26 protein-coding genes are annotated in these 26,583 nt (G+C 73.8%); 11 read left to right on the forward strand and 15 right to left on the reverse strand.

Annotated features, from left to right (window positions below; all coding sequences use genetic code 11):
• Window positions 1–114: 114 nt before the first annotated feature.
• The 5 genes from ABZ576_RS10430 to ABZ576_RS10450 form a co-directional block, all read right to left on the reverse strand.
• Entirely contained in the window at window positions 115–1,305 is a 1,191-nt protein-coding gene (locus ABZ576_RS10430) for a glycoside hydrolase family 64 protein (RefSeq protein ID WP_360738435.1), read from the reverse strand.
• Between the two features lie 156 nt (window positions 1,306–1,461).
• Complete coding sequence (locus ABZ576_RS10435) at window positions 1,462–2,217, reverse strand: dienelactone hydrolase family protein (protein ID WP_360738437.1); 756 nt, start codon at window positions 2,215–2,217, stop codon at window positions 1,462–1,464.
• Between the two features lie 113 nt (window positions 2,218–2,330).
• Window positions 2,331–2,951 carry an L-threonylcarbamoyladenylate synthase gene (locus tag ABZ576_RS10440; RefSeq protein WP_360738440.1) on the reverse strand — a complete coding sequence of 207 codons (621 nt, stop codon included), beginning with the start codon at window positions 2,949–2,951 and terminating at the stop codon, window positions 2,331–2,333.
• Between the two features lie 299 nt (window positions 2,952–3,250).
• Window positions 3,251–4,492: a serine hydrolase domain-containing protein gene (locus ABZ576_RS10445; protein WP_360738443.1), complete on the reverse strand. Its 1,242-nt coding sequence runs from the start codon at window positions 4,490–4,492 to the stop codon at window positions 3,251–3,253.
• A 196-nt stretch (window positions 4,493–4,688) separates the two neighbouring features.
• A complete protein-coding gene (locus tag ABZ576_RS10450) occupies window positions 4,689–5,156 on the reverse strand; it encodes a hypothetical protein (protein ID WP_360738445.1) in 468 nt (155 codons plus the stop codon).
• Between the two features lie 341 nt (window positions 5,157–5,497).
• Between ABZ576_RS10450 and ABZ576_RS10455 the strand changes: the two genes are divergently transcribed.
• Both ABZ576_RS10455 and ABZ576_RS10460 read left to right on the forward strand, forming a co-directional pair.
• Complete coding sequence (locus ABZ576_RS10455) at window positions 5,498–6,847, forward strand: transaminase (protein ID WP_360738447.1); 1,350 nt, start codon at window positions 5,498–5,500, stop codon at window positions 6,845–6,847.
• Window positions 6,848–6,863: 16 nt separating this feature from the next.
• A complete protein-coding gene (locus ABZ576_RS10460) occupies window positions 6,864–7,304 on the forward strand; it encodes an Lrp/AsnC family transcriptional regulator (RefSeq protein ID WP_360738450.1) in 441 nt (146 codons plus the stop codon).
• Between the two features lie 112 nt (window positions 7,305–7,416).
• Here the strand turns inward: ABZ576_RS10460 and ABZ576_RS10465 are convergent, their stop codons facing one another.
• Window positions 7,417–8,523, reverse strand: a complete 1,107-nt coding sequence (locus tag ABZ576_RS10465; protein WP_360738454.1) for a PP2C family protein-serine/threonine phosphatase — start codon at window positions 8,521–8,523, stop codon at window positions 7,417–7,419.
• 225 nt (window positions 8,524–8,748) lie between these two features.
• On the opposite strand from ABZ576_RS10465, the gene ABZ576_RS10470 reads away from it, so the two are divergent.
• A complete protein-coding gene (locus ABZ576_RS10470) occupies window positions 8,749–9,657 on the forward strand; it encodes a GNAT family N-acetyltransferase (RefSeq protein WP_360738457.1) in 909 nt (302 codons plus the stop codon).
• 264 nt (window positions 9,658–9,921) lie between these two features.
• Entirely contained in the window at window positions 9,922–10,566 is a 645-nt protein-coding gene (locus tag ABZ576_RS10475) for an isochorismatase family cysteine hydrolase (protein ID WP_360738459.1), read from the forward strand.
• Here ABZ576_RS10475 and ABZ576_RS10480 read toward each other — a convergent pair.
• The 4 genes from ABZ576_RS10480 to ABZ576_RS10495 all read right to left on the reverse strand — a co-directional run bounded on the left by ABZ576_RS10480 (window position 10,563) and on the right by ABZ576_RS10495 (window position 13,691).
• The gene (locus ABZ576_RS10480) at window positions 10,563–11,450 is read right to left on the reverse strand and encodes a Gfo/Idh/MocA family oxidoreductase (protein ID WP_360738461.1); all 888 of its coding nucleotides are present in this window, start codon (window positions 11,448–11,450) and stop codon (window positions 10,563–10,565) included. The genes ABZ576_RS10475 and ABZ576_RS10480 overlap by 4 nt on opposite strands.
• A gap of 35 nt (window positions 11,451–11,485) precedes the next feature.
• Window positions 11,486–12,469, reverse strand: coding sequence for an ATP-grasp ribosomal peptide maturase (gene tgmB, locus ABZ576_RS10485; RefSeq protein ID WP_360738463.1), 984 nt, complete (start codon window positions 12,467–12,469; stop codon window positions 11,486–11,488).
• An 18-nt stretch (window positions 12,470–12,487) separates the two neighbouring features.
• Window positions 12,488–12,679, reverse strand: a complete 192-nt coding sequence (tgmA, locus tag ABZ576_RS10490; RefSeq protein WP_014670659.1) for a putative ATP-grasp-modified RiPP — start codon at window positions 12,677–12,679, stop codon at window positions 12,488–12,490.
• A 145-nt stretch (window positions 12,680–12,824) separates the two neighbouring features.
• Window positions 12,825–13,691 carry a fructosamine kinase family protein gene (locus ABZ576_RS10495; protein ID WP_360738465.1) on the reverse strand — a complete coding sequence of 289 codons (867 nt, stop codon included), beginning with the start codon at window positions 13,689–13,691 and terminating at the stop codon, window positions 12,825–12,827.
• A gap of 187 nt (window positions 13,692–13,878) precedes the next feature.
• Here ABZ576_RS10495 and ABZ576_RS10500 point away from each other — a divergent pair, with 187 nt between their 5' ends.
• Together ABZ576_RS10500 and ABZ576_RS10505 are read left to right on the forward strand one after the other, a co-directional pair.
• A complete protein-coding gene (locus ABZ576_RS10500; RefSeq protein ID WP_360738468.1) occupies window positions 13,879–14,589 on the forward strand; it encodes a tRNA-dependent cyclodipeptide synthase in 711 nt (236 codons plus the stop codon).
• Window positions 14,586–15,797: a cytochrome P450 gene (locus ABZ576_RS10505; protein ID WP_360738470.1), complete on the forward strand. Its 1,212-nt coding sequence runs from the start codon at window positions 14,586–14,588 to the stop codon at window positions 15,795–15,797. The genes ABZ576_RS10500 and ABZ576_RS10505 overlap by 4 nt, the downstream gene beginning before the upstream one ends.
• 212 nt (window positions 15,798–16,009) lie before the next feature.
• Here the strand turns inward: ABZ576_RS10505 and ABZ576_RS10510 are convergent, their stop codons facing one another.
• On the reverse strand, window positions 16,010–16,930 hold the full coding sequence (locus ABZ576_RS10510; RefSeq protein ID WP_360738472.1) for a hypothetical protein: 921 nt from the start codon (window positions 16,928–16,930) through the stop codon (window positions 16,010–16,012).
• An 83-nt stretch (window positions 16,931–17,013) separates the two neighbouring features.
• The gene (locus ABZ576_RS10515) at window positions 17,014–18,003 is read right to left on the reverse strand and encodes a hypothetical protein (RefSeq protein WP_360738474.1); all 990 of its coding nucleotides are present in this window, start codon (window positions 18,001–18,003) and stop codon (window positions 17,014–17,016) included.
• Window positions 18,004–18,303: 300 nt separating this feature from the next.
• Between ABZ576_RS10515 and ABZ576_RS10520 the strand changes: the two genes are divergently transcribed.
• Together ABZ576_RS10520 and ABZ576_RS10525 are read left to right on the forward strand one after the other, a co-directional pair.
• Window positions 18,304–18,828, forward strand: coding sequence for a hypothetical protein (locus ABZ576_RS10520; protein WP_360738476.1), 525 nt, complete (start codon window positions 18,304–18,306; stop codon window positions 18,826–18,828).
• Window positions 18,829–18,981: 153 nt separating this feature from the next.
• Complete coding sequence (locus ABZ576_RS10525; protein ID WP_360738479.1) at window positions 18,982–19,650, forward strand: class F sortase; 669 nt, start codon at window positions 18,982–18,984, stop codon at window positions 19,648–19,650.
• 167 nt (window positions 19,651–19,817) lie between these two features.
• Here the strand turns inward: ABZ576_RS10525 and ABZ576_RS10530 are convergent, their stop codons facing one another.
• The 3 genes from ABZ576_RS10530 to ABZ576_RS10540 all read right to left on the reverse strand — a co-directional run bounded on the left by ABZ576_RS10530 (window position 19,818) and on the right by ABZ576_RS10540 (window position 22,204).
• Window positions 19,818–21,020 carry a GDSL-type esterase/lipase family protein gene (locus ABZ576_RS10530; protein WP_360738482.1) on the reverse strand — a complete coding sequence of 401 codons (1,203 nt, stop codon included), beginning with the start codon at window positions 21,018–21,020 and terminating at the stop codon, window positions 19,818–19,820.
• Window positions 21,021–21,038: 18 nt separating this feature from the next.
• Entirely contained in the window at window positions 21,039–21,614 is a 576-nt protein-coding gene (locus tag ABZ576_RS10535; RefSeq protein ID WP_360738484.1) for a WHG domain-containing protein, read from the reverse strand.
• 194 nt (window positions 21,615–21,808) lie between these two features.
• The gene (locus ABZ576_RS10540) at window positions 21,809–22,204 is read right to left on the reverse strand and encodes a helix-turn-helix domain-containing protein (RefSeq protein WP_360738486.1); all 396 of its coding nucleotides are present in this window, start codon (window positions 22,202–22,204) and stop codon (window positions 21,809–21,811) included.
• Between the two features lie 65 nt (window positions 22,205–22,269).
• Between ABZ576_RS10540 and ABZ576_RS10545 the strand changes: the two genes are divergently transcribed.
• The 3 genes from ABZ576_RS10545 (at window position 22,270) to ABZ576_RS10555 (ending at window position 26,544) form a co-directional block, all read left to right on the forward strand.
• Window positions 22,270–23,181, forward strand: a complete 912-nt coding sequence (locus ABZ576_RS10545; protein WP_360738489.1) for an NAD(P)-binding domain-containing protein — start codon at window positions 22,270–22,272, stop codon at window positions 23,179–23,181.
• Window positions 23,182–23,504: 323 nt separating this feature from the next.
• The gene (locus ABZ576_RS10550) at window positions 23,505–24,458 is read left to right on the forward strand and encodes a LysR family transcriptional regulator (protein WP_360738491.1); all 954 of its coding nucleotides are present in this window, start codon (window positions 23,505–23,507) and stop codon (window positions 24,456–24,458) included.
• A gap of 142 nt (window positions 24,459–24,600) precedes the next feature.
• A complete protein-coding gene (locus ABZ576_RS10555) occupies window positions 24,601–26,544 on the forward strand; it encodes a collagenase (protein ID WP_360738493.1) in 1,944 nt (647 codons plus the stop codon).
• The last annotated feature ends 39 nt before the right edge of the window (window positions 26,545–26,583 follow it).

Genomic DNA, 26,583 nt, shown 5'->3' on the forward strand with positions numbered 1-26,583 from the left:
CTTCAGTCAAACAGGGAGCGACGGGTGTCGGGGGGCATCATGGAGATCGAGCGTCTCGCCTTCGCGCACCCGTTCGCCGGGTGCGGGACCGCTGTCGTGCGGACGGGCGCCGGGTCAGTTCAGCGGATCCAGCGTCAGGTACGCCTGCTGCGGGGCGCCGTCGTGCACCAGTGACTCCTGGTGGCCGACGTCATCGAAGGCGAACGCGTACGCCTTGCCGTCCGCCATCTGCGCGTGGATCTTGCGCGCGTAGTGGTTGGTCACCGCGTCCTGGTAGAAGCCGGCCGTCGTGGTGTCCGGCTGGTTGGGATTGACCAGCAGGGTCGACCGGTTGAAGCCGGCGCACAGGGTGCGCGAGATCGGCCCGCGGACGGCGTCGTTGGGCGCGTCCAGCAGCCGGTGACAGCCGAAGATGCTGGAGGCGTCGGGCTTCTGGAAGCTCGTGACGACCGCGCCGGAGGAGTTGGTGAAGTTCATGACGCCGTTCGAGACCCGGCCGTAGTACTTGGTGTTCGGCTGGTCGGCGAACGGCGTCACGGTCAGCGTCGACGTCGTGTACTTCTGCCAGACCCGGTTCACGTAGTCGTCCATCACGTTCGCCGGCAGCGCGCCGGTCTCCACGCCGTACAGCGGGGACAGCGCACGCAGCACGGTGCCGTCGGAGCGGGTCTGGATCAGGTTCGCCCAGCCGCCCGGCTGTCCGCGCAGGGCGTTGAAGAAGCCGGTCCAGCCACCTGACTTCAGGTGCCCGGTGGTGCTCACGCTGCCGTCGGCGCGCTGCACGCCGACCGCGTAGGGCGCCGAGAACATGTCCACCTGGGTGCTGTTGAGCCACAGCCCGGAGTCGTTGAGCGTGTACTCCGACCAGTTGAAGAGGATGTTGCGGTTGGGGTCGGAGGGGTTCTGCACGGCCGGCTGCACCAGTCCGCCGGTGGTGAGCCGGAAGTCGAGCTTCTGGCCGTAGGAGAAGTAGATACGGCCGGAGAACTTCGGGATCCGGATGGTCGTCGACTGGCCGGCGGCCGGGCCCGGGATCGCCGCGTCCGGCGCCGGGGTCGGCGGGTTGCCGCCGGCCGGCCAGGCGTGGAAGCCGCCGCTCGCGTCGGCCCAGCCCTGTCGTCCCGAGGAGAGCTGGGTGCCGAGGTCGTAGATGTAGAGCGGCTCGGAGCGGCCCGAGTTGTTGGTGATCTTCAGGGGGATGGTGTCCGGGACGGCGGCGTCGGCGCGGTCCGGTGTGCCGAGCGCGAGCAGTCCGCCGACCAGCGCCGCGGCGGCGGTCAGGGGCAGCGCGCGGCGTGTGAGCATGAGAGGCACTCTCCACCTCCGTGTGGGGTCGGGGCCGTACGGAATTGGTCCGTACCTGTCTGAGAGCGCTCTCAGATTCGCTGTGAGACGAGTTCATGTCAATGACTTCGGCGGATCGGCCCGGCACTCCGCCGTCGCGGGGCGCCGGGCCCGGGGTCAGAACGCGCGCTTGAGCAGGCCGAACAGCGCCGCCCAGTGGCGCTCGTCGGCCTCCCGGTCGTACGCGGGGGAGTCCGCCTGGGTGTAGCCGTGGTGGGCGCCGCGGTACACCTCGCAGGTGTGCCGTACCCCGGCGGAGGCCAGTGCCTCCGCGAAGCGGGCCACCTGGTCCGGAGGGAGCGACGGGTCCTCGTCGGCGTGGCCGAAGTACAGCTCCGCGGTGATCCGCGGGGCTTCCAGGTGCGGGCTGTCGGGGTCGTCGGTGGCCAGGCGTCCGCCGTGGAAACCGGCCGCGGCGGCGATCCGGTCCGGGTAGGCGCCCGCGGTCCACAGCGCGAGCCGGGCGCCCATGCAGTAGCCGGTCAGCGCGACCGGGCCGGCGGCCGCGACGGGGCTGTCGGCCAGCCGGCGCAGGTAGGCGCCCGCGTCCCGCCGGACCAGGTCCGGTGTCAGCGCGGCCAGCATCGGGCCGAGCCGCTCCCAGATGGCCGGGTCGGCAGCCGGGTCGATGAACTCGGGCAGCTCCAGCACCGGCGCCCGGCCGAGCCGGTAGAAGACGTTCGGTACCAGGACCGTGTAGCCGGCGGCGGCGAGCCGGTCGGCCATCGACCGCAGGTGCGGGCGCAGCCCGTAGGCGTCCTGGTAGAAGAGCACGGCCGGGCGGGGCCGGCCGTCGGCCGGATGGACGAGGTAGGCGTCCGCGACGCCGTCCTCGGTGGGGATGTCGACGACGCTCGCCTGGACATCGGTCATGCTGAGAAGGTCCTCCCTCGGGGACGGGCGGCGGACGGCGGATGCCCGCCCGGCGCCGCGGCTGCGGCCATGCTGTCACGCACCGTGCGCGCCGCGTCCGGTGCCCCTGGCGTTCACTCGAAGCGGCTGGTGTCCCCGGCCCCCCGCCGGACGATCTCCGCCTCCCCACCGGAGAAGTCGACCACCGTCGTGGGCTCGGTCCCGCAGTCCCCGGAGTCCACCACCGCATCCACCGCGTGGTCCAGCAGGTCCTTGATCTCCCAGCCCTGGGTCATCGGCTCCTCCTCGTCCGGCAGCAGCAGCGTGCTGGACACCAGCGGCTCGCCCAGCTCCGCCAGCAGCGCCTGGGTGACCACGTGGTCGGGGATGCGCACGCCCACGGTCTTCTTCTTCGGGTGCTGGAGCATGCGCGGCACCTCCCGGGTGGCGGGCAGGATGAAGGTGTAACTGCCGGGCGTGGACGCCTTCACGGCCCGGAACACGTCGTTGTCCACCCGGACGAACTGGCCGAGCTGCGCGAAGTCCCGGCACATCAGGGTGAAGTGGTGCCGGTCGTCCAGCCGGCGGATGGAGCGGATCCGGTCCATGCCGTCCCGGCTGCCCAGCCGGCAGCCGAGCGCGTAGCAGGAGTCCGTGGGGTATGCGATGAGCGCCCCCGAACGGATCGCGTCGGCGACCTGGGCGATGCTGCGGGGCTGCGGGTTGTCGGGGTGAACGTCGAAGTACTTCGCCATCCGCCGAGCTTATGCCGTCCCCGGACACGGGGCGCGCAGCGGCGGCACCGCGTGCGCCCGCGTGGGGCGCGCGGCGGCCGCGATTTTCCGGTCGTCCGGAAATCATCGGTGTGCGCGGGGGAATCGCGGGCATCCGACCTCTGAGCCGCCCGGGGCCGTCCCCCCGCCCCGGGCGTGGCGTCTCCGCCGGCGGCCACTCCCCCCCCCAGGCCGCCGGCGGAGCCTTTTCCGGCACCGTCGTGGGCCGGACACGCACCGTGCGGGTGCCGGGAGCCGGGGAACGCGGCCGGAGCGACTCCCTACCTGGCCGCGGGCGCCGCGGGCAGGTTGAACACATGGCGCGGGGAGATGATCTCGGTGATGGCCTCGCCGAACAGCGTGCTGGGCTCGTCCCGGCCGATGTCGATGTCGGTGTTGAGCAGCACCACGACGGTCGTCCGGGTCGCCGGCAGGTAGATGGTCAGCGACTCGTAGCCGGGCAGGGAGCCGTTGTGGCCGATCCACCCCTGCACGTCGAAGATGCCCAGCCCGTAGCCGACGCCCGGGATCGGTGTCGGCGGGGTGGTGAGGCGCTGCTTCTGCGTGGCGGCGCTGACCATCCGGGTGCCGTCGGGCAGTACGCCGGTGGCGACGGTGCGTGCCCAGACGTGCAGGTCGTCCAGGGTCGAGACCATCGCTCCGGCCGCCCAGCCCCAGGACGGGTTCCAGTCCGCCGTCTCCTCGACCTTGCCGTCCGCCGTCTGGTCCGTGTAGCCCTGCGCGTGCGGCGTGGGGTACTCGCTGCCCGCCGGCAGGGACGTGTCCTTCATGCCCGCCGGGCCGAGGACGTGCTCGTCGAGGTAGTCACCGAGCGACTGACCGCTTCGCTGCTCCACCACCAGGCCGAGGAGGATCAGGTTGGTGTTGCAGTAGGAGAACTTCCGGCCCGGCTCGAAGAGCACCGGATGCCTGAAGGAGTAGTCGAGCAACTGCCGCGGTGTGAAGGACCGTCGGGGATCGGCCGTCAGCGCCTTGAAGAAGTCGTCGTCCTCGGAGTAGTTGAACAGCCCGCTGCGCATGCCGGCGAGTTCGCGCAGGGTGATCCTGTCGCCGTTCGGTACGCCGTCGATGTACTTGCCGATCGGATCGTCCAGGCCGACCTTGCCCTGGTCGACCAGCTGCAGCAGCGCGGTCACCGTGAACGTCTTCGTCTCGCTGCCGATCCGCGTGAACAGGTCCGGTGTCATCTTCCGGCCGGTCGCCTTGTCCGCGAGGCCGAACGAGCGGACGTAACTCTCCTGCCCCGGCGTCCAGATGCCGACGGTCACTCCCGGGACGTCGCCCTCGCGCATCACGCGCCGGATGGACGCGTCGAGCCGGCGGGCCACGTCGGGGGAGAGGGAGCGTACGTCCGGCTCGGAGGCCGACGGGCTGGGCGAGTCGACGGCGGGCGCGGCCGGCACGGCGGGGGGTGCCGCCCCCGCCGTCAGCGGTGCCAGCAGCGTTCCCGTCAGAACGGCGGCCAAGGCCCCCCGGCGCAGGCGTACGGACGTAGGCGACATGGGCTGACTCCAGCACGTGAGAGGTGACCGCGCGATGGGCGGGACGTCGAAGCCCGGATCTCCCAGCATAGGAGCGGCCACCGTGCCGCGCGCGCCGGACGGCGGCGCGGGGCCGTCGCACCACCGTGCGGGGTGCTCGTCCGCCGGGTGGACGGTCCCGAAGTCCCCCCGGTCCACGCGCCACCGCGTCCCCGCCCTACCGCCCGCACAACGGCGCCAGGACCGTGAGGGTGCCGTTGGCCTGCCGCAGCGCCTCCTCCAGGGAGCCGGGCGAGTGGAGCGCGCCGGTGCCGTCGGGCGGGACCAGCCACTCCAGGGAACGGGCCGGCCGGTACGGCGGTGGCGCCGCCACCCAGGACCCCCTCGTCGCGTACCGCAGCCCGGCGCCCACCCAGCCACCGTGCGGGTCGGGCGGCAGGAAGAAGCCGACCCGCCCCGCCGCCGTGTCCACGAGCGTGGGCCCCGGCACGGGCAGCGCCGGCCCCCACAGCAGGTCGAGCGCGAGCAGGCCCAGCCGGTCCGGGACGCTCAGCATGTCCCAGAAGCGGCCCGCCTGAAGCAAGGCGATGCCCTCGCCGTGGTCCCACTCCCATTTGCAGGAGCGCGGATCGGCCGACGCCGCCGCGAGCCATTCCACGCCCCGCATCCACATCGTGTTCGTCATGCACTGCTCCGGGTCTCCTCGCTCGCCTGCCCGAGCGCAGGGAACGGCCGTGGCCGGGCACTTGGTGCGTCCGCACGCCAACCCGGCATATGCATGGTTGTAGATATTTCTACGTGGCGGAAGGGGTGGCGTGGCCTGGCGTTTGAGTCGGGACGTTCGAGTTCCGCGCGCCGGTTCGTCAGCCGGGCGACGGGTGATCCGTCACCCTTTACGGTGTTCTCCCGGCCCCCGACACTCGATTCCGGCGTGCATGCAACGGAATCGAGTGCTGATCCTTGATCTCTTCGATGTATCGGTCGTACCCTCACCGAAATCCGCTGCCCCCTTCGCCGAGGTGTTCCATGGACCGCACGCGACTGCACGCCCTCCTGGCCCGCGAGAGCGCCGAGGCCGAACGCCGCAACCCGCGCTCCCGGGCGGCCTACGCGCGCGCCGACCACCTCTTCGGCCGGGTGCCGATGACCTGGATGAACAAGACCGCCGGCGGCTTCCCGCGCTATCTCGCCGGCGCACGCGGCGCCCGGGTCACCGACATCGACGGCCACGAGTACGTCGACTTCTGCCTCGGCGACACGGGCGCGATGGCCGGCCACTCACCGGAGCCCGTCGCCCAGGCGGTACGGCGGCGGTACTCCGAGCTGGGCGGAGCCACCGCCATGCTGCCCACCGAGGACGCCGAGTGGGTCGGCGCCGAGCTGACCCGCCGTTTCGGCCTGGCCCGCTGGAGCTTCTCGCTCACCGCGACCGATGCCAACCGCTGGGCAATCCGGCTCGCCCGGGCCGTCACCGGCCGGCCGAAGATCCTGGTCAACAGCTACTGCTACCACGGCAGCGTCGACGAGTCGCTGATCGTCACCGGCCCCGACGGCACCGGCACCGCGCGCCCCGGCAACATCGGCGCGCCCTGCGACGTGACACGGACCAGCCGGGTCGCCGAGTTCAACGATCTCGCCGGACTGGAGCGCGAGTTGGCCCACGGCGACGTCGCCGCCGTCCTCATGGAGCCCGCCCTCACCAACATCGGCATCGTCCTGCCGGAACCCGGCTACCTCGCGGGCGTCCGCGAACTCACCCGGCGGTACGGCACCCTGCTCGTCAACGACGAGACGCACACCTTCTCCGCGGGCCCCGGCGGCTGCACGGCCGCCTGGGACCTGGAACCCGACCTGCTCACGATCGGCAAGGCGATCGGCGGCGGCATCCCGGCCGGCGCCTACGGGCTGTCCGCCGGGCTCGCCGACCGGCTGCTGTCCCGTACCGACCTGGACCTCGTCGACATGGGCGGCGTCGGCGGCACCCTCGCCGGCAACGCGCTGTCGGTCGCGGCCACCCGGGCCACCCTGGAACACGTGCTCACGGACGAGGCGTTCGCCCGGATGGGCAGGCTCGCCGAGCGTTTCGAGGCGGGCGTCCGGGCCGGCGTGGAGGCGCACGGACTGCCCTGGTCGGTCAGCCGCCTCGGCGCCCGCACCGAGTACCGTTTCACCTCCCCGGCCCCGCGCACCGGCACCGAGTCCGCGGCCGCCGCCGACCCCGAGCTGGAGGACTTCCTCCACCTCTACCTGGCGAACCGGGGCATCCTGCTCACCCCGTTCCACAACATGGCGCTGATGTGCCCGGACACCACCGAGCGAGACGTCGACACGCATACCGAGGTCTTCGCCGCCGCGCTGACCGAACTGACGGGCTGAGCGGGGAGCCGGGAGCATGGACGACATCGACCACGCCATCCTGCGGGAACTCCAGACCGACGGCCGTATCGCCTACGCCGATCTCGGCCCCAGGGTCGGCCTGTCGGCCTCGGCGGCCAGGCAGCGGCTCCAGCGCCTGCTGGACGCCAAGGCGGTCCAGGTGGTCGGCGTCACCGACCCGATGGCCATGGGCGGGCAGGCCATGGCCCTGCTCGGCATCCGCGTGGACGGCGACCCCCGGGCCGTCGCCGACGCCCTCGCCGAGCGGCCCGAGGTCGTCTACTCGGTCCTCACCTCGGGCGGCTTCGACCTCTTCGCCGAGGTCGTCGCGCCCGGTCCCAAGGCGCTGCTGGACTTCGTCAACGACGTCGTGCGCCCCGTCGACGGCGTCCGGGACATCCAGTCCTTCCCGTACTTCGGCATCCACACCCACCGCTTCCTGTGGGACGTGGGCTGAGCGGTGACGCCCGGGTGCCGCCGGGCCGCGCCCCGGGGTGACGGGCGGCTCTCCGCGTCCCGCCCGTGCCGGCCGGCGGGTGCCGGTGCGTCATGTCCGGTGTCTCCCGGTGTCAGGTGACCGGCGGCTCAGGGGCCAGCACCAGCATCGTGGCGTCGTCACGGACCTCGTAGCGCAGCCGCACCAGGTCCGCCCAGACCGCGCCGGGCAGCTCGGGGGACGGGACGCCGGCCAGCCCGGCCAGCCGCTCGGGCAGCGGGTAGAAGCCGTCGCCGGCGTCCCGCGACTCCCACACGCCGTCCGAGGCCAGGAACAGCCGGTCGCCCGGGCCGAGCGCCACGGTGACCTCCTTCGGCGGCTCCACGCCCATGAGCCCGATCCCCAGCGGCGGACCGGGCGCGACGGCCACCTCCCGGGCCCGCCCGTCGTGCAGCAGCACCGGCGCCGGATGACCGCAGGCCAGCACCCGCACCGCGGCCGTACCGGAGCCGAACTCCAGCAGCAGGGCCGTGGCGAACAGCTCCGCGTGCCGCACGTCCCGCGAGTCCACCGCGAGCCGGCGGTCCATCCGGGCCGCCACCGACTCCAGATCCGGCTGGTCGAGGGCCGCCTCGCGGAACGCGCCGAGCAGCGACACCACCGAGGCGACCGCCGTCAGCCCGTGCCCCTGCACATCCCCCATCACCGCGCGGACGCCGTACGGCCCCTCCCGGACGTCGAAGAAGTCCCCGCCCACCAGCGTCCCGTCCTGCGCGGCCCGGTAGAAGGCCCAGCAGCCGACCCGGCCGACCCGCTCCGGCAGCGGCGGCAGCACGGCCCGCTGCACCGCCTCGCCGATCGCGCGCTCCGTGTCCAGCTGGGCGTCCCGGTGGCTGCGCACATAGGACACGAACACACTCAGCGCGGCCACGAACACGATGGTGAGCAGGTCCGTGTCACCGGGGCGGTTCAGATGCGTGGCCGGCACGTTCAGCACCACGACCACACCCACCCCGAGCAGGCCGGTCATCAGCGGCCCGTACGACAGGACCGCCAGCGGCGGGATGGCCCCCAGCAGGAAACCGAGATCACGCGCGTGCGCCGTGGCCAGCGTGGCCGAGCCGACGGCCGTGAGCAGCAGCACGGGCAGCACCCGTACCCACCACGGCGGCGGCGCGCCCCGCAGCCAGCCGCGGCCCTCCCGGTCCCTGCGCGAGAACCGGCCGCGTACCGATCCCACACCCCCAAGCTACGCCGCGGCGGGCCCACCGCGCCCCGTGGAAAAACGGTGGACGCCCGCGCGGCCGCCCCCTAGTCTCTGATCACCACGCCACGGCCGCACGGAAGAAGGAGGCGAGCGTCATGCAGATCACCATCGAGCGCTCCCCCCTCCCCGTGCCGCGGGCGTGTCACGTCTGAGATCCGACCGGGAGCGCCGCACACCACACGCATCCCGGAGGATTCCTTGACCGACCTGGTCATCCGCACGCTCGACGAGAGCAGTGCCCATCTTTTCCACACCATGCCCGACCCGCTCGACATGGCCGAGAAGCACCGCACGACCCGCTTCCGCCCCGACTGGCAGCGCATCGCCCTGCGTGGCGGCCGCACCGTGGCACGCGCCGCCTGGTGGGCGCGCCCCGAGGACCCCGAGCCCCTCGTGGTCAACTGGCTCGACGTCGCCGAGGGCGAGGAGGAGGCCGCCGCCGAGCTGTTGCGCACGGCGCCCTGGCAGACCCCCGAAGTGGAGATCGACCTGCTCCCCGGCTGGCGCGACGACCCGCGTCTGCGGGCGGCGGCCGACGCCCGCGACGGCGCCGCACGCCGGGCCGGCTACGCCCCGCTGGTGGAACGCTTCATCTACCACTGGACCCCGGACCTCGGCCTGCCCGAGCGGCCCGGGCGGCTCGTGTACACCGCCGAACCGGACGACGCCGTCTTCTACGACCTGCTGCGCCGCATCAGCTCCGCCACCCTGGACGCCCACGCCCGCCGGGCCATCGCGCAGGGCGGCGTGGACCAGGCGGCCAAGGAGGACCTCGACATCTTCCACTGGTTCCCGTCACCGAGGGCCTGGTGGCAGGTCGCCCGGACGCCGGCGGGCGATCCGGTCGGCATCCACATCCCGGCGCACAATCCGTCCAGGCCGTGCATCGGCTTCGTCGGTGTGGTGCCGGAACACCGCGGCCACGGCTACGCCTACGACCTGCTCGCCGAATGCACCCACTTCCTGGTGGAACAGGGCGCCCGGTCCATCGTCGCCGCGACCGACCAGGGCAACCACCCCATGGCCGCACACTTCACCCGGGCCGGCTACCCGGTCGTACGGGAGCGCGTCAACTACTGGGCCGACGGCACCGCCGGCACCGGGTGAGCCGCTGACCGCGCGGTGGCCGGTGCCCACCGGGGACGCGGAGCTCCGTGCGCCGGCCGGCGGATTCCGTCCGTTCGTGTGCATGGCTCCGCGTTTCCGGGCCGGGCGCCCGCCACCGGTCCGATAGTGGAGTCGGCGCCGGCCCACCGGACCCCGGCGCCCGACCGGAAAGCAGAGGTGCCTGCCCATGCCCACCACCGAGGCGGCCGACCGCGCCCAGCCGGTCCACGGCGAGCGGGACACCCGCGTCCCGGAGCCCGGATTGTGACCGCGGGCGACGGCACGGCGCTGGTCGTGGTGGACCTCCAGAACGACTTCTGCGCCTCACCGGCGGCCCGGGCCCGCTTCGCCCACGACCCCGCCGCCCTGGACGCCGCCGTCACCGGCAGCGTCCGGGCGGTGGCGACGGCGCGCACCCGGGGCGTGGAGGTCGTCTTCGTCCGCTTCACCGGGGACCCCGAGCACCAGGGCGCCAGCTGGCGGCGGCGCGACCGGACCCGGGGCAAGCGGCCGAAGTGCCTGGAGGGCTCCTGGGGCGCCCGGTTCCACGCGGTCGCGCCGGCCCCGGGCGAGCGCGTCTTCACCAAGCGGGCCTGCTTCGACGCCTTCCTCGGCGAGGGCTTCGCGGAGCACCTCGCCGAGCGGGGCGTCCGGCACCTGGTGCTCGCCGGGCTGTACGCCGACGTGTGCGTGGACTCCACCGCCCGTACGGCCTTCCAGAAAGGCTTCCACATCACCGTCCTGACGGACTGCACCGCCGCCCTGCACCTGCCGTACGACGCCGTCCTCGGGTTCATGCGCGTCGTCTACGGCGCCCGGACCACCACCGACGACCCGGACGCGTGGACGGCCCCCGACCACGGCGGCACCCCACCGCACCCGGCCGCGCAGAGCCGAGACACCCCCTAGTCCCCGCCGCCCGCCAGCCGGGCCTCGGCCAGGGACAGGATCTCGGTGACCCGGAGGCCGAACGCGGCGTCGCAGGCGTGGGGGCGGCCCGTGCGGGCGGCCCGTACCAGCGCGTCGGCGGCCCGGGTGAGCGCGGGGACCGCCCCCTCGGAGCTGCCCGGCAGGAGCGTCACGCCCGCCTCGCCGCGCAGCTCCACCTCGGCCCCGGCGGCCGCGGGCGGCGCCGACAGGCTCAGCGTGAGGCTGCTCGACGCGCCGGTGGCGTGGTCGAGCACCAGGTGCACGGTGTCCGCCGGAGCGTGCGCCGCCGCGACGATCTGCCGTACGTCCCCGAGGACCGGGAGCAGCACCGACAAGGCGTGCGGGCCCACGTCCCACAGGGCGCCCTTCTCCCGCCGCCACGGTGAGGCCGCGAACGGACTGTCGGTCGTGAACACCGCCCCCAGCCACTGCGCCCGCGCCGTGAACCAGCCCGTCACCGCGGCCTGTTCCTCGATCCACGCCTCCGGCTCCTTCTGGAAGCGCGCGGTGAAGAAGACCACGGACGCCACCTGGGCCCGCTCCACCGCCGCGGCCACGGCCCGCGCCTCGGCGACCGACACCGCCAGCGGTTTGTCCAGCAGCAGATGGCGGCCCGCCCGGGCCGCCCGCACCGCCAGCTCGGCCTGCACGGACGGCGGCAGGGCCACCGCCACCGCGTCCACGTCGGCCAGCAGCGCGTCCACGCCGGCGTACGCGGCGACCCCGTACTGCTCCGCCAGCGCCGTGGCCGCCTCCGGCCGGCGCCCCCACACCCCGGCGAACTCCAGTCCGGTGTGCCCGGCGAGGGCGGGCGCGTACGCGGCCCGCGCCCACGGGCCGGTTCCCAGCAGTCCGATACGCATGTGGCGTTCCCTTCTCCCAGCCGTTCCCCGCACCCTCAGGATGCTGCGCTCCGGTCGCCCTCCGCACACCTGCCGTCCGGATCGCCGTGCCCCGCCAGCCAGTCGGCGATGGTGGCGGCGATCGGCTGGCCGGTGTCCATCTCCACGAACCCGAACTGGCCGGACTGGTTGCACTCCAGGAACCACCAGATCCCGTCGGCGTCCTCCGCGAAATCGAAGGCGCCGTAGGCCAGTTCCGCGTCGGCCATGTAGCGCAGCACGCCCTCGGCGACGCGTGGCGGCACGTCCACGGGCAGCCAGGGGGAGACCGAGGGGGCGAAGCGGACGTCCACGTCGTCGGGGTGGGCGTCCGGGTCGGCGGGCTTGCGCGCGGCCAGCAGCGTGCCGCCGACGACCGTCAGCCGGATGTCGGCCCGCTTGGCGACCCGCCGCTGCAGCAGGGTCGGCCCGAAGGCGACGGCGGTGAAGTCGGCGTCCGGCGCCACCCGGCTCGTCGGCACCGCCCGCGGCGGTTCCTGCGGGTGCGCCCCCGAGACCGGCTTGACCACCAGGTCCGGGAAGCGTGCCGCGAACTCACGCGCCGCCTGCGGGAACGTCGTGATGAGGGTCGCCGGCACCGCGAGACCGGTGCGCTGGGCGAGGTACAGCTGCCAGGGCTTGTGACGGGCGCGGCGGGCCGCGTCCGGATGGTTCATCCAGCGGGCGTCGCTGCACCGCAGCATGCCGTACAGCGCCTGCGAGGACTCCTCGGTCAGCCAGGCGGACGGCTGGGCGGCGCGGGCGGCCGGGGTTCCCGGCCTGCGCACCCAGACGGAGCGCAGGCCGTTCATGCTCACCAGGCGCCCGCCGACGGACAGATGTCCATGGCGGGCGCCCTGCACGTACTCGCCCGACAGCGCCACCCCGTTGGTCAGATCGGCGGGGTCGAGCCGGACGACGGGCACACCGGCCTCGCCCAGCCGGAGGACCACCATGTCCGCCGTCACGTCCTCTTCACTGGTCAGGATGAGCACGGTCATCTTCCGCAAGTCCGCGGTTCAGTCGTCGAAGTGCGTCTTGGAACCGGCCGTCGACGTCGTGGTTCCGAGTGCTCTCAGGGTCGCGTGGTCGGTGGCGGCGATCCGCCCGTCCGGGAGGACGTTCAACTGCAGTCCGGAGTCGTACGCGTACGGAGCGGTGACGTCCAACTGCACTGCGGGCCTCGCGTAGTTGAGCGTGAACGGTTGCATGGTCTCTCCCTGATTCGGCTTTCACGTCCTTATACGAATCGAACGGGTGGTTGGTTTCCTCACGCTGCGTGACCACAGCGGGGGGAGGGGGCGTGTCGGTATCGGAACGAGGGAACGCACGAAGGTGTTCCTCGTTCCGCCCGGTTCACTCCGCGAGTGCTTCGCGCGCCGCCGTAAGCGCCTGTTCCGCGTAGCCGCGCCCGAACAGGACGGCGTGCACCAGCAGGGGGAAGAGCTGGTGGAGCCCCACCCGGGCGTGCCAGCCGTCGGCCGGCGGCGCGGCCTGCGCATATCCGGCGAGCACCCGGTCGAGGTGGGGGCAGCCGAACAGCCGGAGCATCGCCAGGTCGGTCTCCCGGTGTCCGCCGTGCGCGGCCGGGTCGATGAGACGCACGTCACCGTCGGCACCCCACAGCACATTGCCGTTCCACAGGTCGCCGTGGAGCCGGGCGGGCGGCTCGGCAGGGCCCGCCAGCTCCGGCAGCCGCGCGCAGACCCGCTCGAACACGGCGGCCTCGCCCGGGCGGAGTGCGCCGCGGTCCACCGCCCCGCGGACGTACGGCAGCACGCGGTGCTCGGCGTACCAGCGGGGCCAGTCGGTGCCCGGCGCGTTGCGCATGGGCGCGCGGCCGATCCAGGCGTCCTCCGGCCCGCCGGGCGGGGCGGCCCCGAAGTGAGGGGCGCCGGCCGCGTGCAGCGCCGCGAGCCGGTGGCCGAAACGTAACGCTGCTTCGGGGGTGGGCGGGCCGGTCGGCACTAGCTCGGTCACCATCCATTGCTCGTCGTGGCCGAGTACCGCCGGTACCCGCACCGCGTCCGCCGCGGCCAGCCAGCGCAGTCCCGCCACCTCCGCGCGCACCGCCCCGGGGCCGTCGCCACGCTTGACCATCACCGGTGTGCCGCCGTCCAGCAGTACTTCGGCGGGTGAGTCCGACGGCCGCCGGGCCGCCCTCGCCGGGCGCCCGGTGAGCCGGGCCGCCACCTCTCCTGGAGCCTCGTCTCGGTTGACCACGGCCCCAGAGTACGGCTCCCGATCGAGGCCCCCGCAGGGCACTTCAATGGTTGATACGACGGTTTTCGGCCAAACCCAGGCAGTTACTACCCGTGCTGATCCGGTACGGCTAGCGTGAGGGCGCCGCGTCGCCACACCGGGGGCACAGGGCCTTCCAGGGACTAGCGCGCGGCGGAGGATTTCCCCCGTGACCACAGCATCCGTGCTGATGGCCGACGTCTTCGAAGTCCAGCCATACACCTCCCACTGCGAGGTCATCCTCGGCGAGGGCGCGCACGCCGTGATCGGTGTGTCCCCGGGCAACAGCTACTTTTCCGCCCAACGCCTGCACGACCTCGCCCGCTGGGGACTGGACCACTTCGACCGGGTCGACTTCGTCTACACCGACCTGTACGTCGCCGAGATGTTCGAGGCCTCCGGCTACCCGCCGGAGGAAGCCCGCCGCAAGGCCGTGAAGAACCTGCGCGGGGTGCGCGCCAAGGTCCGTGACGCGGTCTCGGCGGCCGACCCGGCGGGCGCCCGGCTGGACTGGCACCCGATGTCGGAGTTCCGCACCAACCCCGACTACCAGGAGATCCACCGGCACCTGAAGTCCCGGCTGGGCTCCGACAACGCCTTCCGGGCCGTCTGCGAGGCTCTGGTGAATCGTTTCCTCACCGCGCGCGGCGAGGAGCCGACCGAGCGCCGGCGCGCCGTGTGCCTGGAGTACGTGTGCGCGGAGGCCCCGCTCTTCCTGGACACCCCGGCCATCCTCAAGGTGCCCTCCTCGCTCAACTGTTACCACCAGCTCCTGCCGATGGCCGAGCTGCTGTACTCCCGCGGTGCCGGTCTGCGGGCCTCCCGCAACCAGGGCCACGCCATCGTCACCCCCACCGCCCCGGAAGGAGCCACACCATGACCACCGCCCCCGACACCCGTACCGGCCAACCGCCCCTGCTCGACTTCCCGTTCTCCTGGGACGGCACCCGGGTGCCCACCGAGGTCGGAGAGCTGCGCGCGGCCACCCCGGTGCGGCGCGTGCGGACCATCGCCGGCGACGAGGCCTGGCTGGTCTCGTCGTACGACCTGTGCGCGCAGGTGCTCAAGGACGACCGGTTCTCCCTCAAGGACACCTCCGCACCCGGCGTGCCCCGGCAGTACGTGCTGACGATCCCGCCCGAGGTCGTGAACAACATGGGCAACATCACCGGCGCGGGGCTGCGCCGCGCGGTGATGAAGGCGCTCAACCCCAAGGCGCCGGGCCTGACGGAGTGGCTGCGCACCGAGGCCCACCGGCTGGTGGACCTGATCGTCGCCGAGGGACCGACGGCGGATCTGCGCGCGGCGTTCTGCGAACCGTACTCGGCCGGCCTGCACTGCCGGATCCTCGGCATCCCGCAGGCCGAGGCCCCGGCCTTCCTGCGCAGCCTCGACATCGCCTTCATGAACTCCCCGTGCCCGGTCGGCGGGGCGCGGATCAACTGGGACCGGGACATCGCCCGGATGGCGGCCCTGCTGGACGACCCCGCGACGCACGGTCTGATGGGCGAGCTCGCCGCCCTGCGCGACGACCCCGAGTACGCGCACCTCACCGACGAGATGCTGGCCACCGTCGGCGTCACCCTGTTCGGCGCCGGCGTCATCTCCACCTCCGGCTTCCTGGCCATGGCCCTGGTCTACCTGCTCACCCACCCCATCGCCCGCGACCTGCTCAGGGACCGGCCCGACCTGATCGGCCCGGGCGTGGAGGAGCTGCTGCGGGTCAACCTCTCCATCGGCGACGCCCTGCCCCGCCTCGCCCTGGAGGACGTCCGGCTCGGCGACGTCGCCGTCCGCGCGGGTGAACTGGTCCTCGTCCTGGTGGAGGGCGCCAACCTCGACCCGGAGAAGTTCCCCGACCCGCACCGCTTCGACGTCCACCGTGACAACACCGCCGACCACCTCTCCTTCGGCGGCGGCGCCCACTACTGCCCCGCGACCGCGCTCGGCCGCGCGCACGCCCGCATCGCCCTGGAGGTCCTGCTCGACCGGCTGCCGGACCTCGCCCTCGCCGTCCCGCCGGGCCAACTGGTCTGGCGTACCGGCTTCATGAAGCGGCTCCCCGAACGGCTGCCGGTGTCCTGGTAACCGTGCCACCCCGCCACCCGTACGGCGTCCCCGGCCCGGCACCCCGGGCGGGGGCCCCGGCGGCCGCGGCGCCCTCACAGCTCAGGGGGTACGACCCGCGGCCAGGCCCACCGCATCCCCCGGCGGCCGCGACGGCTCACGCACCATGCCGCGACGGCTCACGCACCATGCCCCCGGCCGGCTCCACCGGATGCCCGGCGGCCGCGGAGCCCTCAGCGGCTCGCGGAGTCCGACGCCCGGGTCAGCCCCACCGGATTCCCCGGCGGCAGCAGCCCCGACTCCTCCACCGCGCGGGCCGGCGGCTCCAGCAGCCCGGCCAGCCGCGCGCTCCGCTCGGCGCCCAGCGCGGTCCACGGTCCCTCGGCCGCCGCGTCGGTGAGCGCCTCGGCCTCCGCCCGCACGGCCGCCCCCGCGGGCGTGAGCGAACCGTCCGCCGCGAGCCGGCCGTCCGCCCGCAGCCGCGCCACGGCCGCCTCCCAGTCCGCCTCCGGCCACTTCCGCGTCTCCCGCAGGAAGGCCCCGTCGGACTCGCCGGCCGCCGTCTTCAGCACCATGGCCTCCACCGGCCCGATCCCCAGGGTCACCAGTGCCGCCACATGGGAGTCGCCCCGGTGCTCGCGCAGGGTCGTCACCGCCTGCCACAGGCGTGCCGCGGGCCGCCCGGGGCGCTCCAGCGCCTGGTTGGCGCCGGCCAGCACCCGGCCCGAGGTGTCCGCGGCCTGGGCCGCCTCCCAGGCCAGGTCCGCGGTCTCGGCGAACGCGGCGGATCCGACGACGTCCGCCCCGAACAGGCGGGTCATCGCCGCGTCCATGGCCTCCTGACGGGCCGCCAGCACATCCGCCGGGGCCGCGTAGGACCAGGCGTCGGGCAGCGCCCGGGCCACCCGGGAGGGGTGGAAGACGTAGAAGCAGCTCGTCACCACGGACGCGGGCACCGCGCCGAGCGGGGCCGCACGCAGCGCGAAGTAGCCCATCCAGTACCCGCGCAGGCCGAGCCCGTCCGCCGCCGCCCGGTGCGCCTCCGGAGCGAAGTACACCAGGTCGTGCACCGGTTCGTAGCGCTCCCACAGGGCCCGTGCCATCCCGTCCGCCACCGCTTCCTCCCACCGCGTCGCCTGCCGTCCCGTCGGCACCAGCCTGCGTTATGACAGCGGTCATAACAAGGGGAACGGGAGGAACGGCGGATCAGGGGGGCCGGTGCAGGGGGATGCCGGTGTCAGTCCGCCTCGGTCCGGACCCGGCCGACGGCGTTGCCGAGGAGCTCGGTGAACCACACGGCGCGGTCCGGGCCCACGGTCAGGTGCAGCGGCAGTTTGTCGGCGCCGTCCGGCACCGGGACGGTGGTGACCGCCCCGGTCGCGCCGATCCGGCCGATGCGCCCCGCCTGGTCGGCGTACCAGACGCGGCCGTCGAGCCCGCGGGTGATGCCGCCCGGAAGGCTGTCCGCGCCGGGCAGCGGGAACCGGGTGAGGCGTCCGGTGTAGTCGATCCGCACGACCTCGCGCGTGCCGGACGCGGTCAGCCACATGCCTCCCGGCCCGGCGACGATGCCGGCCGGGAAGGCCGCGGGCCCGGGCAGCGGGAACTCGGTGATCCGTCCCGAGGTGGTGATCCGCCCGACCTTGCCGGCGTTCAGCTCGGTGAACCACAGGGCGCCGTCACCGCCCGCCGCGATGGAGTGCGGGGAGGCGTCCGGGGTGGGGACCGGGTATTCGGTGATCCGGCCCGTGGCCGTGACGCGGCCGATCCGGTTGCCGGCGGACTCGGTGAACCACAGGGCCCGGTCCGGGCCGGACGTGATCCCGGCCGGGCCGGCGTCGGCCGCCGGCAGCGGGAACTCGGTGAGCCGGCCGGAGGTCGTGATCCGCCCGATCCGTGAGGCGGTGGCCTCGGTGAACCACAGCGCCCGGTCCGGCCCCTGGGTGATGTCGGCCGGACCGGTGTCCGCTCCGGAGGTCGGGAAGTCGGTGACCGTGCCGTCGGCCGCCATCCGCCCGATCCGTCCGGCGCCGTGCTCGGCGAACCAGAGCGCACCGTCCGGGCCGGCGGTGATGCCGGCGGGTTCGGCCCCGGCCGCGGTGGTCACCGGATACTCCGTCACCGTCTCCGCGCCGGCCCGCGCCGGGGCGCAGCAGACGGCGACGGAGAGGAGGGCTCCCGCCCACGCGGTGACGAGCCGACGGGCCACCGGGGTGTTCGCGGGCATGCACGCCTCCTTCTCGGCCCGGCGACACCGCCGGACCGCGATGACCGGTCGGACAGGATGCCGACAGCCCCCCGGCCGCCCGGCACCCGCTCACCCGCCAGGGCGCACGACGGCCCCTGCGGTTGGGCCGGACGAGGGGCGGCGGAGCGGGGACGCTGGGGCAGACGGGTGGCGTGGTGACCCGGCTGGGCGGCCCGGATGGTGGGAGCCGAGGGCCTCGCTGACGGTGGTTCATGTCGGAGCCGGGTCCAACCAGCTGATGAGGTATCCGCTGCCCGGCCACGGCGGAAGGACATCACTATGCGCTCTGCCCGCATGCTCCTGGCCCCGGCGGCTGCCGCCGCCGCCCTCGCACTCGGCTCGCCCGGCGCCGCGTTCGCCGCCCCGGCCGACCACGACGACTCCTCGTACAGCAGGGAGCACGACAGCGACTCCGACCGTGACCACGACAAGGGTTCCGACAGCGATCACGACAAGGACTACGGCAAGAAGCGCGACGGCGGAGGCGAACACGACGGGCCCCGCGGCGGAATGCACACGGGTGGCGGAGCGCTCGCCGCGGCCGGCGGTGACGACTGGGGCTCCGGAGGCGACAGCCGCGACAGCAAGTTCGACCCGGAGAGCTACCGCGACAAGGGGCACGACGGCGGACGGGAGAAGGAGGAGTGGGGTGACGACCACGACAAGCCGCGCGGTGGCATGCACACCGGTGGCGGTGGCCTGGCCACGCCCGGGGTCACCGCGGGCGGCGTCGCCGTGCTGGGCGTAGCCGCCGCCGGCGCCTACGCGCTGCGCCGCAAGAAGGCCACGCAGCCGGTGGCGTGACCCGCCGGCACCACCGAGGGGCTGCGGAGGCCGCCGACCGCCCACCGCGTCGGCGGCCCGCGCTCCCCGCCTTCCGTCCCGGACGGCGGCTCCGGCGCCGTCCGCCCCGTGCCCCGATCCCCGCGCTGCCGTGCCCGAGTGAGGTGGTGTCCGATGGCAGCAGATCCCTCCGCCCAGCCCCCGTCAGGACCCGCGTCGGACGAGCGGCACCCCGGCCGCGGCGGGCGGCTGACGCTGTGGGGGGTGGCGGCCGTCTTCCTCGCCCTCAGTGTGTTCGGAGGCCGGCACCAGCCGGACGAGACGCCGCAGGCGCGTGCCTCGGGCACCGACGCCGCCGCGTCGGCGGCCCCCCGGCCGTCCGGTGAGACGCTGCCCCGCTCGGCACCGACCCGCCTGCACATCCCGAAGATCTCCGTGGACGCTCCCTTCACCACCCTGGCCATCGGCGCGTCGGGCCAGCTGGAGCCGCCGCCCGCGGGCGACACCAATCTCGTCGGCTGGTACGCCGACGGCGTCTCGCCCGGTGAGCCCGGCACCGCGATCATCGCCGGGCACGTCGACACGGTGACCTCCGCGGCCGTCTTCGCCGACCTCGACGCGCTGGCGCCCGGCGACCGGTTCTCCGTGGAGCGGGCCGACGGGCGCAGCGCGCAGTTCGTCGTGGACAGCGCCGAGACCTTCGCCAAGGACGACTTCCCCAGCCGCCGGGTCTACGCGGACGCCTCGCGCCCCGAGGTCCGGCTCATCACCTGTGCCGGCGACTACGACCGCACGGCCCGCGACTACACCGACAACCTGGTCGTCTTCGCCCATCTGGTCTGAGCGGCCGCGGCCGACAGGCGCGGTCGGGCCGTCCGGTCCTCCGCTCCGGGCGGGTGCGGTCGGGCTGTCCGGTCCTCCGCTCCGGGCGGGTGCGGTCGGGCCGTCCGGTCCTCCGCTCCGGGCGGGTGCGGTCGGGCCGTCCGGTCCTCCGCTCCGGGCGGGCGGGGTCAGGCCGTCCGGTCCTCCGCCGTGGGCCGGCGCGGCCGGGCCGGGCGGTCCGCGAAGGGGCCGTCCGCGGCGAAGGCCAGCGCCGCGAACCGTTCGCCGATCCGGCGGTGGCCCGCGGCGTCCGGGTGCAGGCCGTCGGGCAGCGGCAGCTCGGCGGCGTCGGCCTCGCCGTACAGCTCCCGGCCGTCCAGGTAGTGCAGGTCCGGGTCCTCGGCCGCCCGCTCGCGCACGATCCGGGCCAGCTCCCGGCGGATGTCGGCCAGGGCGAGCTTCCCGGCCGCCCGCTCGGCCGGGTCCCCGGCGGCCCGGTACCGCACGCGTCCCTCGCCCAGGGCGGCCGGGTCCATGGCGGTGGGGCCGGGCGTGTCCTCGTGCATCGGGCACAGCACCGGCGCGACGACGAGCAGCGGGGTGCCGGGGTGTCCCTCGCGCACGGTGTCGAGGAACCCGTGCACGGCGGGGCCGAACGCGCGCAGCCGCATCAGGTCGGTGTTGACCACGTTGATGCCGAGCTTGAGGCTGATCAGATCGGCGGGCGTGTCGCGCAGCGCGCGGGCGGTGAAGGGGTCGAGCAGCGCGCTGCCGCCCAGGCCGAGGTTGACCAGTTCCACTCCGCCCAGAGACGCGGCCAGCGCCGGCCAGGTGGTGGTGGGGCCGGCGGCGTCGGAGCCGTGGCTGATCGAACTGCCGTGGTGCAGCCACACCCGGCGGCCCCGGTCCGGTACGGGCTCGACGGGTGCGTCGGCGCGCAGCGCGACCAGTTCGGTCGTCTCGTTGTGCGGCAGCCAGATCTCCACGTCCTTGTCGGTGTCCGGCAGGCCGGTGAAGCGCACCGTGCCGACCGGTCCCGGCCGGTGCTCGACGGAGCCGGTGCCCAGGTCGATGGTGAGGGTGTTGCCGTCGGGGAGCGAGGCGCTGCCGGCCGGGCGCCCGTCCACGAGCAGGTCGTACACGCCGTCCGGGCGGGGCGGAACGCCGGGGTAGACCCGTTTGGTCGGGAGGGCGTCCAGCTCGACGGCGGTGGCGCGGGTGCGGAAGACCAGGCGCACGCCGGAGGGCTGGGACTCCGTCAGGGCCAGTTGCGGGTCGGCGCACTGGGCGCGGGCCCGGGCCGGCAGCCGGTGCGGCAGCAGGCCGTGCGTGGTGCGCTCCAGTTCGAGGGCGCCGCGCACGAGGGCGGGGGTGAGGCGGATGGTGTGCATGGTCGGGTGCCTGCTTCGTCAGGGTCGGGCGGTGGGCCAGTCGCGCAGCAGGTGGTCGAGGGCGTCCAGGATCCGCGTCCACGACTCCTGCGAGTCGGGCGCGCTGTGGCTGAAGCCGCCGGCCGCCTCCAGGCTGACGTAGCCGTGGAAGACGCTGCCGAGGAGGCGGACCGCGTGGGTCTGCTCCGGCTCGGCCAGGTCGTAACCGCGCAAGGTGGCCCGGGTGAGCTGCGCGATCCGCACCCCCGCGCCGGCGGCCGCCGTCTCGGGGTCCAGCGGGTGACGGGCGGCCGTGTAGCGGCCGGGGTGGGCGCGGGCGTAATCGCGGTAGACGTTCGCGAAGGCCCCGAGGGCGTCCTTCCCCGACCGGCCGGCGAGCGCCTCCGCGGCACGGTCGGCCAGTTCCTCCAGGGCGAGCAGCGCGATCCGTGTCTTCAGGTCCTGGGAGCTGCGCAGGTGTGAGTACAGACTCGCGACCTTCACGTCGAACCGCCGGGCCAGCGCGGAGACCGTCACCTGGTCGAAGCCGACCTGGTCGGCCAGCTCCGCGCCGGCCCGGACCAGCCGCTCGGCGGACAAGCCCGCACGCACCATCGTTCCTCTCCCTCCTGCCGAAACGGATTGTGCGGCTGCCTAAACCCTTTAGGCAAATGGGTGAGGAGGTCAGGCTGCCCGGTGCGGGGCGACGGGCCCCGGTCGCCGTCCGCCCGGGGGAGCGGGCGGGCGAACACCCACTTTTTTGTGGGTACTTGGCAGTTCCCGACCGTCGGGAGAGGCTTTTCCCGAGGTCAGGGGCTGCCGGACAACGAAGTGGAGGTGACAGCCGCAGGACGTCGGGACGCCGCTTCGCGCTCGCGGAGCCGCTCCAGACGTCGGTGGCCCCACTCCGCCATGGGGTCCAGTGCCGCGGCCAGATCACGGCCGAACCCGGTCAGCGAGTACACGGTCTTCGGCGGGAGCACGTCGTGCACCTCTCGGTGCACCAGGCCGTCCTCCGCCATCTCACGCAGTGCCTGGGTCAGCACCTTCTCGCTCAGCCCCGCCAGCCGGCGGCGCAGCTCGCCCGGCCGCCGCGGGCCGGACTCCAGCAGCCACAGCAGCGACGTCTTCCACTTGCCGTCGATCACGGCGATCGCGGCGGTCACTCCGCAGACGCCGGGGTCCTGGGCGCGGCTGCGCGTCATCGTCGTCCTCTGTCTCTCCATGGCCTCTCGGCCGCTTATTCCTCAACACCAACGGGAGTTACAACATGTCCACCACCCTGGATCTTCCTGCCGTCACGGTGCTCGGCCTCGGTCCCATGGGCCGTTCGCTGGCCGGCGCGTTCCTGGAGGCGGGGCTGCGGACCACCGTGTGGAACCGCACGCCCGGCAAGGACCGGGAGCTGACCGAGCGCGGCGCCACCGGCGCCCGGACGGCCGAAGAGGCCGTGTCCGCCTCCGAGCTGACCGTCGTCTGCGTGGTCAACAACGACGCCTCCGACGCGATCCTGCGCCCCGACGACGTCACCCGCGCGCTGCGGGGCCGAACCGTCGTGAACCTGACGGCGGACACCCCGCACCGCGCCCGGGACACCGCCGCCTGGGCGGCCGCCCACGGCATCGGCTACCTGGACGGCGCGATCATGACGGCGGCCCCCAGCATCGGCACCCCCGAGGCCGTCTTCCTGCACAGCGGCCCGCGCGACCTCTACGACAGGCACCGGCCGGTGCTGGAGTTCCTCGGCGGTACGCACACCCACCTGGGCGAGGAGATCGGGCGCGCCGCCACTTTCGACATCGCGCTGCTCGACCTCTTCTGGACCGCGATGGCGGGCTACGCGCACGCCGTCGCGATCGCCCGGGCGGAGGGCGTCACCGCCCGGGAGCTCGCCCCCTTCGCCCAGGGCATCGGCGCGATCCTGCCGCCGCTGTTCGAGGAGTTCGCGGAGGACGCCGACAGCGGCACCTACTCCGGCAGGATCAACCCCGTCACCTCGGCCGCCTCCACCATGGCCCACGTCGTCGAGGTCTCCGAGTCCCACGGCATCGACGCGGGCGTCATGCGGTCCGTCGAGGGCCTGGCCCGCCGGGTGATCGGCCTCGGTCACGGCACGGACGGATTCATCCGGGCGGCCGAGGTCCTGGGACGCCACCGGGGCACCGAGGCCCCGAGGGCCTGACTCCCCGAGGGCCTGACTCCCTGAGGCCCCGAGGGCCTGGGGTCCCGAGGGCGGCCTGGGGTCCCGAGGGCCGTGGGGCCTGCGTCCCTGAGGCCGTGCGCCGGTGCGCCCGTGCGTTCCTGAGGCCGTGCGGCCCTGGCGCCCCGCGGCTCCTGTGATCGGCCGCACCCTGGCGGACCTGCGACTTGTGTCGTGGAAGGCGGCATGGAACGCTTCGGTCCGCCGGCCGGGGCCACGGCCGGCGCGGGCGGTGGACGCCGGCCGCGCCCGGCGGCGCGGCACAGGGCGCCGGACCGGCCCCGGGGACGAGCGGGGAGTGACCGATGGAGCTGGAGCTGCGGCACCTGCGGGTGCTGTGCGCGATCGCTGACGCGGGCAGCGTCGGCCGGGCCGCCGCCCAGCTGGGCTACTCGCAGCCCGCCGTGAGCACCCAGCTGCGGCGCATCGAACGCCACCTGGGCGAGCCGCTCTTCGAGCGCGGGCCGAGCGGGGTCCGGCCGACCCGGTACGGCGCCGAGGTCGTCGAGCAGGCCCGGGACGTCCTGGTGCGGGCCGCCGCGATCGGACACCGCCCGGCCCCGGCCCGGCCCGGCCGCACCCTGCGGGTCGCCGCGACCAACTCGCCCATGCTCTCCGGCACGCTCTCCCGGGTCCGCGCCCGGCTGCCGGAACTGACCCTCGCGGTCACCAGCGTCTACGCGTCCTCGCGGATCGTGGAGCTGTTGGAGGAGGGCGCGGTGGACGTGGCCATCGCCGCCGACTACCCGGGCATGGAACTGCGGCACTCGACCGCCGTGCGGCACCGCGGGATCGTCACCGAGCCCACCTTCGTCGCCCTTCCCGCCCGCCACCGGCTCCGGCTCAGTGCCCAGGTGCACCTCGCCGACCTGGCCGAGGACGCCTGGTTCGTGACCCCGGACGACGGCGCCGGGTGGCCCGGGGTCTTCTACGACGCCTGCGCCGCGGCCGGGTTCGCCCCGGTCGCCGTGCACGAGTTCCTCGGTGACCAGACCCAGCTGCAGAGCATGATCGCCGACGGTCTCGGGGTGTCCCTCGTGCAGCCGACGCTGCGGCCGATCCCGCACGTCGTGGTGAAGCCGCTGGCCGGTTCCCCGCTGTGGTGCCGCTACGTGCTGGCCTGGCGGCCGGACACCGTCACCGGCGACACCGTGGAGACGGTGTTCGGGGCGGCCATGGACGCGTACCGCGACCTGGTCGCGCAGGCGCCGCACTTGCGTACCTGGGCCTCGCGCACCTGGAGCGTCACCGGGGCGTAGTGCCGCGCCGCCACACCGCGGTGTTATGAGCGGCGAGTGCCATGTGCTATGTCACACGCCATTGTTGGGGCGACTGGTGCGCTGAGACAGTGCCTCACACGCCTCGACACCCCACAGAGGCGCATCCCTTGGAGGAATCCCGATGCGCTATCGCTTCGCGCTGCCCGGACGCGTGCCGAGAGGCACGGCCGGGCGCGCAGCCGGCGTCGCCGCCGTCTGCGCCACCCTGGCCGCCCTGCTGTCCGCACCGGCGCTGGCGGCACCGCAGCCGCCCGGCACGGCCGGCGCGCCCCGTACGCACCTCGGCGTGCCGTCGCCCTCGGCCGCGCCCACCGCCGCGACCGAGCGTCCGGCGACGCAGGCCGAGCGGCTCAGCCCCGCCCAACTCCCGCCCGTGCAGCCGTCGTTCACCCGGCCGTCCGTCGTCGCGGCGAAGGCGGCCGCCTGCACCCCGGCGGACTTCGGCAGCCGTACCGGCTCCGCCCTCGTCACTTTCGTCAAGGCCGCGACGCCGGACTGCGTCAACACGCTCTTCTCGGTCACCGGCACCCAGGCCCGTGACGTCTTCCGCCAGGACCAGATGCTGACCGTGGCGAACGCCTTCACACGCACCGCCGGGCGGTACCGCGGGGACAACTCCGGCGGCCTCCTGCAGCTGGTCCTCTTCCTGCGCGCCGGCTACTACGTGCAGTTCAACCACCCGGGGGACGTGGGCCCGTACACCTCCCGCCTCACCGCCTCCGTCACGAGCGGCATGGACACCTTCTTCGCCCGTTCCCACTCCCGTGACGTCACGGCGGCCAACGGCGACATCCTCGGCGAGACCGTCATCCTCACCGACAGCGCCGACCAGCAGGGCCGCTACCTGCAGGTCTACCGGCGGCTGCTCGACGACTACGACAGCTCCTACGACGCGGTCGACAGCATGATCAGGGCCGTCAACGACGTCTACACGCCCCTGTGGCGCGGCAACTGGAACCCGCGGTACGTGCAGGCGGTCGAGGCGGACCCGCGGATCGTCGACACGCTCTACGGCTTCGCGCTGGCCCACACCGACCTGCTCGGCACCGATCTGGCCTTCCTGGACTCCAACGCCGGGATGAACCTGGCCCGTTACGTCGAGCACCCGCGACTGCGGGACACCGTACGGCCGTTGGCCAAAGACCTGCTGGACCGGACCCGGATCACCGGCCCGACGGCCGGACTGTGGGTGGCGGTGGCCACGCAGGCCGACTACCACGACAGGGCGAACTGCGCCTACTACGGCGTCTGCGACCTGCCGGACAAGCTCACCAGAGCCGTCCTGCCGGTCACGCACCCCTGCGACACGAACGTCACCGTCCGCGCCCAGTCCCTGGGCGCCGCCGACCTCGAAGCCGCCTGCGCCAGCGTGCTCGGCCAGGACGCCTACTTCCGCTCGGCCGTGCGGGCCGACGGACCGATACCCGGCCAGTACGCCTCGACCCTGCGGCTCGTGGTCTTCGCGAGCCGCGCCGACTACCAGACGTACGCCGGCGCGATGTACGGCATCAGCACCGACAACGGCGGCATGACGCTGGGCGGCGACCCGTCGGACCCGGCCAACCAGCCCATGTCGGTCATGTACCAGAAGGGCTACGACAACGGCTTCCCGGCCCGGATCTGGAACCTCAACCACGAGTACGCGCACTTCCTGGACGCCCGTGACGACATGAAGGGCGACTTCGCACGGCAGATCTCCGTGCCGGACGTGTGGTGGATCGAGGGCATCGCCGAGTACGTCTCCTACGGCTACCGGGGCCTGGTCGACGAGCAGGCGGTGCAGGAGGCCGGCAGGCACACCTACAAGCTGAGCACCCTGTTCGAGAACACCTACGACAACAGCGACGTGACCCGCACCTACCCCTGGGGCTACCTCGCCGTGCGCTACATGGTCGAGGAGCACCCCGACGACGTCCAGCGCATGCTCGCCCGCTTCCGCGTCGGTGACTACACCGGCGGATACGCCGTCTACCACGACGGCATCGGCACCCGCTACGACGCCGACTTCGACCAGTGGCTCACGGCGTGCGCCGCGGGCGCGTGCGGCAGGCCGGCCGCGGCCTGACCGCACCCGCGCCCATGACGACGGCCGCCGACCGGAAAC

The sequence above is a fragment of the Streptomyces sp. NPDC013455 genome (assembly GCF_040632975.1).
Classification (GTDB): Bacteria; Actinomycetota; Actinomycetes; order Streptomycetales; family Streptomycetaceae; genus Streptomyces.